We start from the raw sequence: 15,978 nt of genomic DNA on the forward strand, positions 1-15,978 counted from the left end.
AGAATAGCGACATGAAAAAAATAAAAAATATTTTAGCGGCTACAGTTATAATCATGACAGTTGCCATTATAGCCCCCGGTTGTTTAAAAATGCAACAAAACTTTAAAAGGAATACAACAGATACATTAGATGCGAATTTGAATATGACGGCCTGGGCCTATTTAAAATCGAGGGCTTATAACAATCATACCCCTAACGATACCCTTTTTCGCAGAATGTACGATGCTATAATTTACTCGGGTATTGATACCAACGAATACATTAAACCTAACCGCACGTTTATATTTTTAAACAACGGTGCCGTTTATACGCTGGATAAAACTACCAAAGTAGCGGCTACAAGCTGCGTTTGGGGTGCAGTATTTACTTCGGCGGGCAAGATTGCGAAAAGCTGGAAAGATTATCCGGCTGCCGACGTGAAGAATTATCTTCAGTACCTGATTCTGGATGGCGTTTATTCGCACTATAATTTACCAGTTAATGATGTGACTGCCAAAACATTGTTAGCGCCGGGGGCTTATAGCGCCAACCCGGTTAATTTTAATATTAGAACCCCGTTATTCATATCAAACCCGCAATCAATAATGTACATTAAGGTGCTCAATGCATCGCCAAGTAACACGTCCGATTATCCGATCCAGTTAAACCAGGCGTATAACGTAAACACAAGTGATCTGTTAGCAACCAATGGTGTTGTTGATGTAGTAACTACGTTTATATCTCCAAGTCTCAATTTATAGTATTCACACATAAAGCTAACAGGGTAAGCATATGCTTCCTTGTTAGCTTTTTTAGTTTAACAGAAGCAAAAGATCGGGTTAATGAGCACGAATAAATATTTAGTATTAGCTTTTTCATTGATAAGCGTAGCCGCTTTTGGACAAAACAGAAACTATGACCCTAACCTGAAACTTTGGTACAACAAACCTGCCGTTGCCTGGCAGGAAGCCTTACCCTTAGGCAATGGTACAACCGGTGCCATGGTTTTTGGCGGCGTTGTTAAAGAGCGATTCCAGTTAAACGACCATACCTTATGGTCGGGTTACCCGGTTGATGGTAACAATCCTAAAGGGCCTGAGTATTTGCCGCAGGTAAGGCAGGCTATATTTGACGGTGATTACACAAAAGGTGCCGCACTATGGAAAAAAGGCTTACAGGGTACCTATTCGGCAAGGTATTTACCTTTAGGCGATCTGTATCTGGATTTTAAATTAAAAGATACAATAGCGGCAGGCTATTATCGGGATCTTGATCTGAATAATGCTATCACAACAGTAAAATATAAAGCAGATGGGGTTAATTATACCCGCGAAAGTTTTATAAGTAACCCCGGCCATGTAATGGTAGTGAAAATAAGCGCTGACCGCCCAAACGCTATTAGCTTTAATGCTACACTTTCCAGTAAACTGCGGTTCAAAGTAACTACCGGGGGTAATAACGGGCTGGTGCTTAAAGGTAAAGCGCCAAAGTATGTAGCTAACCGCGAGTATGAGCCGCAACAGATAGTGTATGACGAGCCTGATGGCGAAGGCATGAATTTCCAGATCGACCTGAACATTGACAATGTTGGAGGTGCGGTAACTGCCGATAAAAACAGCCTGCAGGTAACCGGTGCCAGCCAGGTAACCTTATATTTAACTGAAGCGACAAGCTTTAATGGTTTTAACAGGTCGCCCGGCCTGCAGGGTAAAAATCCATCAATTGAAGCAGATGCCAATTTAAAAAACGCGATAAATTTAGGGTATGATAAACTTAAGCTTGGCCATGTAACCGATTATCAAAAACTATTTAAACGGGTTACTTTTAATTTAGGTGCAGATGCCGCGATGTTAAAACAGCCAACTGATGAGCGCTTGCGGAATTTTGGTATCAGTAATCCCGATAAGCAATTACAGGTATTATATTACCAGTACGGGCGGTATTTACTTATTGCAAGCTCAAGGCCTGGTACGCCCCCCGCAAACTTGCAGGGCATTTGGAACGATGCTGTACAACCACCATGGGGCAGCAATTATACCACAAACATTAACACTCAAATGAACTACTGGCTGGCAGAAAATACCAACTTACCCGAGTGCCACCAGCCGCTGTTTGATTTTATAAAACAGCTATCAGTTAATGGTGCAAAAACTGCCAAAGTAAACTATAATATAAATGAGGGTTGGGTGGAGCATCATAATTCGGACATATGGGCCAAAACCTCTACCGTAGGTAATTATGATGCTGACCCTAAAGCCAGTACCCGCTATTCGGCTTGGCCCATGGGCGGGGCTTGGCTTAGCACACATTTATTTGAGCATTACTTGTTTACCGGCGATAAAGCATTTTTGCGCCAAACCGGTTATCCCTTAATGAAGGGGGCTGCCCAATTTATGCTCAAATGGATGATAAAAGATCCTAAAACGGGCTATCTTATTACCAATCCCGGAGTATCGCCTGAAAACTCTGTTAAAATAAACGGTAAAGAATATGAAATAAGCATGGCCAGCACGATGGATGTGTCTATCATTCGCGAGCTGTTTAATAACTGTATTTCATCGGCACAGGTTTTAGGGATTGATAAAGGTTTTGCAGCTAAACTGCAAGATGCCGAGAGTAATCTGTATCCTTTACACATTGGCCAATACGGGCAGTTGCAGGAATGGTTCCAGGATTGGGACGACCCGAAGGATACGCACAGGCATATCTCACATCTATTCGGTTTGTATCCCGGTAAGTTTATCAGTGTTAACCAAACGCCTGATCTTGCGGCGGCGGCCAAGCAATCCATGCTGTTTCGGGGTGATGTAAGTACCGGCTGGTCCATGGCATGGAAGGTAAACTGGTGGGCACGCCTGCACGATGGTAACCATGCTTATAAAATATTAGCATCGGCATTTACTTTTATCGATCCCTCAAAAGATAAGGCACAAATGAGTGGGGGAGGTACTTATCCTAATTTGTTTGATGCGCACCCGCCATTCCAGATAGACGGCAACTTTGGGGGCTCGGCCGGGATGACCGAGATGCTGTTACAAAGCCATGCAGGTTCTTTAGAATTATTACCTGCTTTACCCGATGCCTGGCCCTCGGGCAACATCAGCGGTATAAAAGCCCGTGGTAATTTTACAGTAGCCATTAACTGGCATAACAGCAAACTAACAAAAGCAATCATAAGCTCAAATAACGGTGGTATTTGTCGTGTTGGCAGTATTGTGCCAATTAAAGTTTTAGAAGTAACTTCGAAACCTGCAAAGGGCTCTGCTAATAATAATTTAGCGAAGGCCGAACCTAAACCGATTTATATAAAAAAGGACGGAGTACAGTTAACGGACCTTTCTGTAAGCAAACAATACACTATTGAGTTTGCAACAATACGCGGAAAGAGTTACACTATAATGCCCCTGTAACCACTATTTATGAACCCTATGAAAGTGTTTTTTAAAGTTTGTTTTTTTGTTTCGTTACTCAGCTCATCAGCAATAACATATGCGCAGCAACTCAACTGGACCCTGGTTGAACCCGGTATTTGGAAAGCTGTAGCCGGCAAACCCGACGCTTTCGACTTGTTAAAAACTGCAGGTGCTGTGCCATACCATGCTGGTCTGCTTGAGATGGGCGATGTTGTTTTTCCGGTTGCAAAGGCAGATATCAGCGCGGCTATTGTTGACGGAAAAACTTACCTGCGTTTCCCTTTAGAAAAAAATGAACAGCTTTATGGCTTTGGCCTTAATTTTCAAACGGTGCATCAGCGTGGTAAAATATTAACCCTGCATGTAGATAATTATGCCGGTAAAGATGACGGGCATACCCATTGTCCCACGCCGTTTTACGTATCATCAAAAGGGTATGGGGTTTTTATTAACTCGGCCCGCTACATAAAAGTGTATGCCGGTACCTCCGTTCGTGTTGATAGTAAAGCAGCTCCGTTAATACAGGACCGTAATCTGGATAAAAACTGGACCTCGCACCCATATTCCGATGCGGTAGATATGCTTATACCTGCCGATGGTGCCGAGATATATATTTTTGGTGGCCCCACTACTATGGATGCTGTGCGCCGCTATAACCTGCTAAACGGGGGCGGGTGTTTGCCACCGCGTTGGGGCCTGGGCTTTACGCAGCGCATGCAACGCTTAACCGATGCCAACGGTGTTGCCGAAGAAGCAAAAGCGTTTGAAGATAAAGGCTATCCGCTCGACTTTATCGGTTTAGAACCCGGCTGGCAAAGCAAATCGTATCCCTGCACCTTTGAGTGGGATAAAACCCGCTTTCCCGACCCGAAAGGACTGGTGCAAAATATGTTGCATAAAGGTATTCGTATTAACTTATGGACAAATCCCTATGTATCTCCACAGGCACCTGTTTATCCTTTAATAAAATCGTATACAAGCTCTCACACAGTTTGGAACGGCGCTGTTGTAGATCTCAGTTTACCGGCAGCACGTAAAATATTTTTTGGCGAGTTAGAGAAAAACAAGGTCGATATTGGTATAAGCGGCTATAAAATGGATGAGGTAGACGGAGGCGATACTTATCTGTGGCCCGATGTTGCGATCTTCCCTTCCGGCCATAGTGCTGAACAATTAAGGCAAACTTATGGTTTAATGATGCAGCGCTATATTACGGAGCTTTATCACAACCGTAACCAGCGTACCTATGGTTTGGTACGGGCATCAAACGGTGGTGGCTCGGCTTTGCCTTATGTTATTTATAACGATTACTATAACCACCAGGATTTTATAACCGCATTAATAAACAGTGGCTTTTCCGGCGTTTTATGGACACCCGAGGTGCGTGCATCAAAAACCGCCGAGGAGTGGGTCCGAAGATTTCAATCAAACATATTTTCGCCCATGGCGATGATAAATGCCTGGTCAAGCGGCACCAAACCATGGACGTTTCCCGAAGTAGCTGATCAGGTAAAGCAGCTCGCCAACCTGCGTATGCAAATGATGCCTTACTGGTACAGCGAGTTTGCCAAATATCATTATCAAGGCATCCCCCCATTTAGAGCCATGAATTTAGAACCCGGTTTTCAGGGTGTTGAAGTGGCTAAAGAGCCCGGCAAAAAAAAGGTGGATCTGGAAGAGAATCCGTATGAGGATATAACCGCAAAAGAAGTTAAAGATCAATACATGGCAGGCGAAAATATTTTGGTAGCGCCCATGTTCACCGGGCAAACAACCCGGACGGTTATACTGCCTAAGGGAAAATGGTACGACTTTTATACCGGCAAACTGGCAGGCGATGGGCAGGTAATTACCGTTACTCCCGGATTGGATAAGATTCCTGTTTATGTAAAAGATGGTGGTATTATACCCATGATGCCTGCCATGCTGCATGCGCCTAAAGCGGGCGATAAGGTAGCTATTGAAGTACGTTATTACGGCGAAAAATCCGGCACTTATCGTTTATACGATGATGACGGCGAAACCTTTAATTACGAAAAAGGCCAGTACAGCTTTCGCGATATCAAAGTGCAACGATTAAACGGCAGTATTAAAGGCAGCATAAGCGATGCTGTAGCCGGTAAACCAAATACCATTGGTAAGGTAACCTTTAAAATGATGACGGAATAATACGAAGATAGAAGGATACTTGATGGTCAGGAATTACCCAAAAAACAGCCGCTCATTGGATAGATCGATTTTTGTATGATGAAAAGAAATATAATAGTAAGTTTTTTCATCCTTGCGGGGATATTAGGTACTAAACCGGTTTTTGCACAGGATAAAGGCGACGAAGATAAAACAATGGCCAACCAGGTAAAAAACCGAGATAAAATTGCGATTGATGATGCGGTAAATGGCTGGTGGAAAGCAAGTATGAAGACGCATGAGGCCCGCATAGCCTGGTGGCGCGATGCCCGCTTCGGCATGTTTATCCACTGGGGTATTTATTCGTTACCGGGTGGCGAATGGAAAGGCAAAAAAGTAGAGGGTTACGCCGAACACCTGATGCGTAAAGAAAAGATACCTCGCGCCGAATACCTGGAGCTTGCCCACCGGTTTAATCCGGTAATGTTTGATGCGGATACTTGGGTAAAAACCGCTAAAAAGGCAGGCATGCGTTACCTCATCATCACCGCCAAGCATCATGATGGGTTTGCCATGTACAATTCGCAGGTAACTGATTATAACATCGTAAAACAAACCGCCTGGAAACACGATCCAATGGCCGATCTTTCGGCCGCTTGTAAAAAATACGGGCTAAAGTTCGGGTTCTATTACTCACATGCATTTGACTGGGAGCACCCCGATGCACCGGGGAATGATTGGGATTACAAAAATCCGGGCGGCGACCTGAACCTGTTTGGTGGCCGCGATTGGTACGATCTGCATCCCGAGCTTTTACCCAAAGCCGTAAAATATGTTAATGAGAAAGCAATACCGCAGATAAGAGAATTACTCACCATGTACCACCCCGATATTTTATGGTTTGATACGCCGCAGAAATTGCCTTTATCCGAGAACATCAGGATACTGAAGGCCATTAGGGAAACTGACCCCAATGTAGTGGTAAACGGCAGGCTGGCCCGTGGTGCCAACAACCTCAACTTAGGCGATTATAAAAATACAGCCGACCGCCCCGCGGAGTTTTTCCCGGTAGAGGGTGATTGGGAGGCCATCCCAACTACCAACGAATCATACGGGTACTCTAAGTATGATAAAAGCCATAAGCCGGTTAGTTTTTTTATACAGCTGCTGGCAAAGTCGGCTTCGCGCGGAGGTAATTTATTGATGAACATTGGCCCTATGGGCAATGGTGAGTTTGCCCCCGAAGATGAGGGCATTTTGAAAGGTATAAGTGGCTGGATGGATAAGAATGCGTCAAGCATCTATCAAACAAATAAAACCCCGCTGCCCATTCAAAATTGGGGTGTATCTACCCGCAAAGGTAACCTGCTGTACCTGCATGTATTTAACTGGCCGCAAAACGGAAACCTGGTAGTTGCCGGCTTAAAAAGCAATATTACCAAAGCTTATTTTTTGGCCGACGCAACTAAAAAAGCTTTATCGGTTAAACGGATCGATCCGTTGGACGTTAACATTGCCATACCATCACAATCAACTGATGCGGCAGATGCCGTTATTGTATTAGAAACTAATGGTGACATAGCTACCGATGCTACCCGTTTGTTAGCAAGCACCATTACAAACCGCCTGCTTGCTTTTGATGCAGCGTTAACAGGCAAAGGTTTTGGCTTTGGCGATGGTAAAACAAATAAATATTACGTAGATGGCTGGAGCAAGAAAGACCAGTTGATGAAATGGGGTTTCCGCTTAATGGAGCCGGCCAGGTATCGTATAGTGTTAAAATATGTAGCTGATAACGTTGATGCCGGAACTTTTGAATTAAAAACAGACAATACGGTAAAGAGCGGCGAAGCTATGCCCACGGCAAAAGAAGAAGTAAAAACCATTGATCTGGGCGAGATAACACTACAGCCGGGCACACATACCATGCAGCTATTGCCAATAGAGATCACCAGGGCAAACCTGATGAAAGTTCTGGAAGTACAACTGATACCCGTAAATTGATTCAATGCTAATAATGCTTAATCAAAAGTAAATACCTGATAAAAAACAGCTGTTTATAATGGCGTTATTGCACTATCAATTACAAAACTAAATGAGAAAGATAACATCAGTTTTTATTGCTGTTCTATTATTTGCAGGTGCGGCATCGGCACAAAAAAAGCTTACCCGCGATGAGCGGATGAAATGGTGGCGCGAAGCCCGCTTTGGTATGTTTATTCACTGGGGGGATTATGCGCAGTGGGCAGGCATGTACAAAGGGCACCAGGTGGGGCATGGCGGCGAGTGGATAATGAACCGCGGCAAAATACCCGTAGCCGAATACCAGGCAGCGGCTAAAACATTCAACCCTGTTAAGTACGATCCGGACGCATGGGTGCGCATGGCTAAAGATGCAGGTATGAAGTATATTGTTATCACCGCCAAACACCATGATGGCTTTGCCATGTTTAAATCAAATGCCAGTAAATGGAACATTGCCGATGCTACTCCTTACGGCAAGGATGTATTAAAACCATTGGCTGTAGCATGTAAAAAATATGGGATCAAATTAGGGTTTTACTATTCGCACGCACAGGATTGGAACAATCCCGGTGGCGCAGTAGCGCGTAAAGTTGCAAGCGAGGGATGGGCAAATCCCGATTCGGCTAAAATTGATGCTTATACAAAAGAACATTCAGGCCATTGGGATCCGTATCAAACCACGGCAACTATGGGCGAATACATTGACCGTGTTGCCGTACCGCAGGTTAAAGAGTTATTAACCAACTATGGCGATGTTGCAGTATTATGGTGGGACACACCAACCGGCATGACCGATGAATATGCTGAAAAATTGAACGCTGTTTTAGCCTTGCAGCCAAATATCATTACAAATGATCGTTTAAAACGGCCCAATTATCCCGGTGACACCAAAACACCAGAGCAAAAAATACCAGGCCTGAGCGAGTTGGATGGTAAAGATTGGGAAACCTGTATGACCATGAATGGCACCTGGGGCTATAAAAGTTATGATAACAAATGGAAAACTCCGGAAACACTGATTCACAATTTGGTTGATATCGCATCAAAAGGAGGGAATTATTTATTAAATGTTGGTCCGGATGCTCTGGGCCAGTTCCCGCAAGGAAGCATTGACGATTTGAAAGCTATTGGCGTGTGGATGAAGGTAAACAGCGAAGCTATATATGCTACTACGGCCAGCCCGCTGCCTGCGTTGGCATGGGGCCGCTGCACAAAAAGGGTTGCCGATGGTAAAACAACCCTCTACCTTTCGGTATTTAACTGGCCTGCTGATGGCAAATTAGTAGTGCCTGGATTGAAAAATAAAGTACTAACTTCAAGTTTATTAGTAAACGGTACAATGTTGAAAACTGAAGAAGGCAAGGACGGCCTGGTGGTTAACCTCCCGGCAAATGCTCCTGATGCTGTTGCTTCGGTTATTAAATTAGAAGTTAAAGGCGAAGTGGCAAATGCCAATACCACCGCCGAGGGAAAAATGAAATCAGGATCAATAGACTAACATAACCATGAATTTTAAAACCTTTAATTTAATTCCGTGTGTTTTATTACTGAGTGTACTTACACTAAAAGCACAAGATGTTGCTACACCTGCACCAATTGATAATACATCGTTTATTTTAACCCCCAAAGCAGGCCCCCAGCCGCATATTAATGGCGCTAAAGTATTTGGTGTGCGTCCGGGGCGCCCAATAGTATATACAGTTGTGGCAACAGGTATAAAACCTGTAAAGTTTTCGGCGGATAACTTGCCAAAAGGCGTTAAGCTGGATGAAAACACCGGGATTTTATCCGGTTCTATCAGCAAAGCGGGTACATACACTATTGTTATGCACGCTAAAAACCAGGCTGGCACCGATAAGCGAAATTTTAAATTGGTGGTTGGCGAAGAGGTTTCCCTGACACCACCTATGGGCTGGAACAGTTGGAATATTTATGCTACCAAAGTAACCCAAGACTTGTTATTGGCCAATGCGAGGGCAATGGTTAGTTCGGGTTTAAAAGATCACGGCTGGAGCTATATGAACATTGATGATGTTTGGCAGGGCGATCGTGGCGGCCCTCTGCATGCCATACAGCCTAACACAGTAACATTTCCAGATATTAAAAAAGCCAGTGATGAGATACATGCTATGGGTTTGAAGATAGGTATTTATTCAACGCCATGGGTCGAATCATACGGGCACCACGTAGGTGGATCAGCAAACAACCCCGAAGGTACGTTTGAAGCAGTTAAAGAAAACGTTCCCCGCAATAAAAAAATGATGCCCTATGCTATCGGTAAGTACGATTTTACCGACCAGGATGTAAAACAATGGCTGGCCTGGAACATAGATTATTTAAAATATGATTGGAGCCCCAATGAATTGCCCGAAACCAAAAAGATGTTTGATGCATTGCATAACAGTGGCAGGGACATTATTCTAAGTCTGTCAAACAGTACGCCGTTCGCATCTATTGCCGAATTGTCTGCCGTTTCTAATGCATGGCGCACAGGCGGCGATATCAGGGACAATTGGAAGAGTTTAAAACCCCGGCTTTTTTCGCAGGATAAATGGGAGCCCTATGCAAAACCGGGCCATTGGAACGACCCGGATATGATGGTGGTAGGCGTAGTTGGCTGGGGTAAAAATTATCATCCAAGTTTATTAACTGCCGATGAGCAATATACCCACGTTAGCGCATGGTGCTTAATGTCGGTGCCGTTGTTGCTGGGTAATGATTTGACCAAGCTTGATGAGTTTACCATTAGTCTGCTAAGCAATGATGAGGTTTTAGCCCTTAACCAGGATCCGCTGGGTAAACAGGCAACAGTAATATCAAGGCAAGGCGAAGCCGGTGTGATGGCCAAAGGGCTCGAAGATGGTTCGATAGCAGTGGGTTTGTTTAATCCCGGCGATACCGGTAAACAAGAGGTGGTACTAAACTGGGCCGATCTGAAAATACAAGGTAAATATATAGTGCGCGATCTGTGGCGCCAAAAAGACCTGGGCACTTTTGAGGGTAATTTTAAAGCCGATGTTAACCAGCATGGCGTAGTATTAATAAGTCTGCGCAAAGCAAAATAAAGCAATAGCATTTAACATAGTAGCACTGCGGTTATTCGCGGTGCTTTTTTATTTATGCTAACTGATAAAAGCGGGCTGTTAATAGTTACGTTATTTTATTAAATTGAAGTAATTTAGTATCGGGCAATTGCCGCTAAATAAACCAAGACGCTGAATTTTTTTGAAAAAAGCATTAATTATATGGTTTGCTGTACACCTGTTTCTTTTGCAGGTGTTACATCTGCATGCCCAAAGCAGCCTGGTTTTTAAAAGCATAAATGTAGATAATGGCTTGCCACAAAACACGGTGCTTTCTGTTTTACAGGATAAAAGGGGCTATTTATGGGTGAGTACTTTTGATGGCCTCAGCAGGTTTAACGGTCTGGAGTTTAAAGTGTTTAAAAACCAGGTTAACAATAATAAAAGCATTAGCAGTAACAAGATAAGTAAATTATTTCTGGACAATGCAGGCAATTTATGGGTTGGGGCTACCGATTGTTTAAACCTTTTTGATTCGGATACAGAAACATTCAGGCACTTCAGCCTTTCTGCCAATGGCAGCAGCAATGGTATTTTGAGTATGGCCCAGGATAAGAATAATGTGCTTTGGGTTGGAACCAATAATGGATTATACTATCTGAAAAAGAAAAGTGGAACGAATGACTACGCCGTTGTAAAATCAAACATATATCCCCTGGATAAAATTACCTGCCTGTATATTGATGATAAGCAAAACATGTGGATGGGGGCTGGGCAGGCACTAAAAATTTACGATCTTAATAAAAAAGCACTGGTGCCGCTACCGGTACCTATGCAGGCGTATAAAAACGTTTATAGTAGCATTGTTAGGAGCATTATTCAGGATGGTCATAAAAATTATTGGATAGGTACCGAAACAGAAGGCTTGTTTTATTATTGCAAAGCCAACAATACCTGTTATAATTACACGCAGGCTACCGGCTTATTGAGTAATACGGTAAGAGCTGTTTATGAGTGTCAAAACAACGAAATTTGGACAGGTACAAAAAAGGGGCTCAATATTATCAACACCAAAACCAGGCAGATAAGCCAGTTTGTTAATGATACCTTCGATCCTAATTCTATTAGTCAAAACTCCATCCGCTGTATATTTAAAGATCATGGGAGTAATGTGTGGATAGGCACATTTAACGGCGGCCTTAATTGCGTATACAGCCAGTATGATAATTTTCATTCGCTGGGCTTAAAGTCGGGTAAAAGCAATAGCCTGTCATACAGCGTTGTTAATGCTGTTGAAAAGGATACCCGTGGAGGCTTTTGGATTGGAACAGATGATGGCGGCCTTAACCATGTGGATAGTAATTTGCAACATAACCATATCTACTATCAATATAATGGTCCCAGTCGTGAGTTATTGGGTAACAGTATAAAAGCCATAGCAGCACATCCCGATACCAATAAGCTTTGGATAGCCACGGGCAGCGGTGGCCTAAGCATATTTAATAAAAGCACAGGTACATTTACCAACACCAACATCTTAAAAAAGCCTTCCGAAGCCGGTTTTATTCAAAACTATGCACTGTTAAATGACGGCAACGGACTTTGGATAGGTACAAACTTTAACGGTTTATACTATCTGCCGTTTAACGGTTCGCTTCAGCATATAAATGCAATAAGCAGCAACATCAATACCTTGTTGAGAGATGGTGATTATTTATGGGTGGGCTTAACAAATAAAGGAGTAGTAAGGCTAACCATTTCAAACCAGCAGGTTAGCAGTTACCAACATAACCCTCAAAACCTTTATAGCTTACATCATAACACTGTTAACTACATTTATAAAGACCACAAAGGCCGGTTATGGGTGTGTACTGATGGTGGCGGTTTAGCGTATTTTGATACTAAGGCAAATAAGTTTTATGCTATTAACGAGGGCTTTGGTATAGGCAGCAATACCACACATGGTGTACTCGAGGATAAGCTTGGCCGTTTATGGGTAAGCACCAATAAAGGATTATCATCCATAGCTTTTAAAAAGTTTAAACCGCCATTTAATAAAGCCGACCTGGCAATTGAAAATTATACCATTGCCGATGGCTTACAAGGCAATCAGTTTGTACGCGGCGCCGTAACCGAGGGTAGTAATGGTAACATGGCTTTTGCCGGCATTAATGGGATAACAGCGTTTAACCCTGTTAAAATTAAAATAAACAGCGTTAAACCTGATGTGGTTTTTACCGATTTTTCGATATTCAACAGATCTGTGCCTTTTGATGAGCAAGGCTCACCGTTGCAAAAACCAATTGACGAAACTGAAGAAATTACCCTTAGCTACAGCCAGGCTTTTTTCAGTATTAAATTTGCAGCCTTAAACTATATTAACCCCGAAAAGAACCAGTTCGCATTTAAACTCGATGGCTTTTCGGATAACGAGTGGCATTATGTAGGTAACCAACGGATAGCCACATATACTAACCTGGATCCGGGTACTTATTATTTTAAGATAAAAGCTGCCAATAACGATGGTGTATGGAACCCTAACGCCCGTGTGTTAAAAATAACTGTACTGCCGCCATGGTACAAAACCTGGTATGCTTTTGCGGGCTACCTGGCAATCATCATCTTTTTACTTTACCTGTTCAATGTATATTCAATAAAAACGGAGCGCTTAAAAAACGAACTGAAGTACGAATCGCTTAGCCATAGTAAAGACCAGGAACTTGCCCAAAAGCAGTTAAGCTTTTTTGTGAATATATCGCACGAAATTAAAACACCTTTAACCATGATAATGGCACCGCTTGAGCGGATGATAGCCATGAATGTTGGCAATAACAAGGTACTTAACCAATTGATGCTGATGCAACGGAATGGCGAACGGCTCATCAGATTGATCAACCAATTGCTGGATAAGAAGAAATTAGAAACGGGCCACATGCAACTGCAGGCTGCCGAAGGCGATATAGTTGGCTTTGTTAAAGAAATTGCGCTGGCTTTTGATGGCCTTGCTAAACTTAAAAATATCAGCCTTAGGTTTACTGCCAAACAACAACCGGTTAATATGTGGTTTGATAGGGATAAGCTTGAAAAAGTGTTGTATAACCTGGTATCAAACGCGATAAAATTTACTCCCGATTACGGTAAGATAATTTTATCTGTAGCGATAGCCGATAAACAGGTAATAATAACTGTTGAAGATAATGGATGCGGTGTACCGGCCCAAAATATCGATAAGATATTTACCCAGTTTTATCACTATGATAACCATATTAAAATAGAAGGTACCGGCCTTGGGCTTGCTTTCTCGAAAGAGCTGGTAGACCTGCATCATGGCGAATTAAGCGTTGAAAGCCGTACAGAAACACCATCAAAAGCAGGGTACACATGCTTTACTATAAAATTGCCGCTGGGTAAAGAGCACTTAAAAGGAGGTGAAATAGCCGGTGATTTTAAAGACAGCGAAGATATTTTAAGCTATCAAACAGAGCACTCGGTAAAAGCGCAGTTGCAACAAAAAAAGGCTGATATCTTAAAAAAAGAACGTCGTGATAGTTTTTCCATGCTTATTGTGGAAGATAATGAAGATGTGCTCAATTTTATAAAAGAAGGTTTTGCTGATGAATTTGAGGTTTATAGCGCTGTTAACGGTTCGGATGGCTGGGTGCTTGCAAAAGAGATCAGCCCGGATATTATTATTAGCGATGTGATGATGCCGGGCCTTAACGGGATAGAATTGTGCAGCAAATTAAAATCGGATATTGATACCAGCCATATCCCTGTAATACTGCTTACTGCCCGCACGCAGCTAATATTTAAAATGGAGGGCCTTGAAACCGGCGCGGATGACTACATTACCAAGCCATTTAATTTTAATATGATTGACGCCCGCGTTTGGAACCTGATAGAAAACAGGCAAAAGCTACGGGAACGCTATCAAAAAGAAATTAAGCTGGAGCCGCAAAACATTGCGATCAGTAATTTGGATGAGGCGTTTTTAACGAAGGTACTTTCATACATTGAGCAACATGTAACCGATCCGGACTTGAGCGTAGAGCAACTAAGCCAGCAGGTAGCCATGAGCAAAAGCTCATTCTATAAAAAAATAAAATCGCTTACTAACCAAACCGGTGTTGAGTTTATACGCAGTGTTCGTATAAAAAGAGCAGCACAATTATTAGCGCAAGGGCAGTTAACCATAAACGAGGTTGCCTATATGGTGGGTTTTATGGATGTAGATTATTTTAGAAAGTGCTTTAAAGAGCAATTTAAATATACGCCTAAGGAGCATCCGGTATCAAAAACCAACGAAGTATAAAAGTATTGTTTAAATACTGATTATCAATTTTTTGCGTTATTATAAACACATTTATCTCAACTTTTAGGCATTTAAAAAACACATTTATCGGGTAATTATTACGTAAACCACATGGTTTTGCAGGGCAGGTTGCGCGCTATCTTTGGTTTAAGATATCCTATATATCTTTTTAATAAACCAATTGCCCCAAGGGCGTAACCATTATGAAACCACAACTACTCAAAGTCTCAAAAGGACCTGCGCAATCTTTTAGCATGCGCCAGGATTTGGTTCCTCATTTTAACAACAAATGGCACTATCATGCCGAGGTAGAATTAATACATTTTAAGAAAGGCGAAGGGACGCAATTTATAGGCGACAGTATTAAACAATTTAAACACGGCGATATCATACTTATAGGTACGCAATTGCCGCACTACTGGCGTTTTGATGAGTCGTATTTTAAAGAAGATCCTAAACATAGTGCCGATGTTAGAGTAACCCACTTTAGCGAAAACTTTTGGGGGGATCAATTTTTGCAGCTTCCCGAAAATAAGATGTTGAAAAGCGTGCTTGACAAAGCAAAGCGCGGTATTATGGTAAACGGTAAAACAAAAGCTGTTGTTGCCGGCATTATGGAGCGAATGTTGCAAGCCGAAGGTGTTGAAAGAATAATTTTATTAATGGAGGCTTTAAATGTAATTGCTAACTGCAATAAAGTAACGCTTTTATCATCCATTGGCTTTAGTCATAATGCAAGTACATCTGCAGATAATGATCGCATTAACGCTATTTACGAATACTCAATAGCTAACTTCAGGAACAAGATACACCTGGAAGAAATTGCCGCGATAGCTTACGTTAGCCCAAACTCGTTTTGCAGGTACTTTAAATCGCATACACAAAAAACTTACTCCCAATTTTTGATAGAACTTAAGGTAGGGCATGCCTGCAAACTCCTCATCGAAAATAAAGTGATCATAAAACAGTTGTGTTATGAAAGCGGGTTTAATAATTTTGCCAGCTTCCATAAATTTTTTAAACAGATAACCGGTAAAAGCCCGCTTTGTTACCAGCGTGAGTTTATGCGGCAGTCGGCTTAATTATAAGCTACTCAATA

8 protein-coding genes are annotated in these 15,978 nt (G+C 42.4%); all 8 read left to right on the forward strand.

Annotated features, from left to right (window positions below; translation table 11 throughout):
* Positions 1-11 precede the first annotated feature (11 nt).
* The 8 genes from KXQ82_RS05850 to KXQ82_RS05885 all read left to right on the forward strand — a co-directional run bounded on the left by KXQ82_RS05850 (position 12) and on the right by KXQ82_RS05885 (position 15,961).
* Positions 12-740 carry a hypothetical protein gene (locus KXQ82_RS05850; RefSeq protein ID WP_219487221.1) on the forward strand — a complete coding sequence of 243 codons (729 nt, stop codon included), beginning with the start codon at positions 12-14 and terminating at the stop codon, positions 738-740.
* A gap of 81 nt (positions 741-821) precedes the next feature.
* Entirely contained in the window at positions 822-3,389 is a 2,568-nt protein-coding gene (locus KXQ82_RS05855) for a glycoside hydrolase family 95 protein (protein WP_219487222.1), read from the forward strand.
* A gap of 18 nt (positions 3,390-3,407) precedes the next feature.
* Entirely contained in the window at positions 3,408-5,561 is a 2,154-nt protein-coding gene (locus KXQ82_RS05860; protein WP_255563470.1) for a glycoside hydrolase family 31 protein, read from the forward strand.
* Positions 5,562-5,639: 78 nt separating this feature from the next.
* Positions 5,640-7,523: an alpha-L-fucosidase gene (locus KXQ82_RS05865; protein ID WP_255563471.1), complete on the forward strand. Its 1,884-nt coding sequence runs from the start codon at positions 5,640-5,642 to the stop codon at positions 7,521-7,523.
* Between the two features lie 91 nt (positions 7,524-7,614).
* Positions 7,615-9,042 (forward strand): alpha-L-fucosidase, encoded by a 1,428-nt coding sequence (locus tag KXQ82_RS05870; RefSeq protein WP_219487225.1) that lies wholly within the window; start codon positions 7,615-7,617, stop codon positions 9,040-9,042.
* 7 nt (positions 9,043-9,049) lie between these two features.
* A complete protein-coding gene (locus tag KXQ82_RS05875) occupies positions 9,050-10,609 on the forward strand; it encodes a putative Ig domain-containing protein (RefSeq protein ID WP_219487226.1) in 1,560 nt (519 codons plus the stop codon).
* A 160-nt stretch (positions 10,610-10,769) separates the two neighbouring features.
* On the forward strand, positions 10,770-14,879 hold the full coding sequence (locus KXQ82_RS05880) for a hybrid sensor histidine kinase/response regulator transcription factor (RefSeq protein WP_219487227.1): 4,110 nt from the start codon (positions 10,770-10,772) through the stop codon (positions 14,877-14,879).
* Between the two features lie 203 nt (positions 14,880-15,082).
* Positions 15,083-15,961, forward strand: coding sequence for an AraC family transcriptional regulator (locus KXQ82_RS05885; protein WP_219487228.1), 879 nt, complete (start codon positions 15,083-15,085; stop codon positions 15,959-15,961).
* The last annotated feature ends 17 nt before the right edge of the window (positions 15,962-15,978 follow it).

This window comes from Mucilaginibacter rivuli, assembly GCF_019391655.1.
GTDB classification, from domain to species: Bacteria; Bacteroidota; Bacteroidia; order Sphingobacteriales; family Sphingobacteriaceae; genus Mucilaginibacter; species Mucilaginibacter rivuli.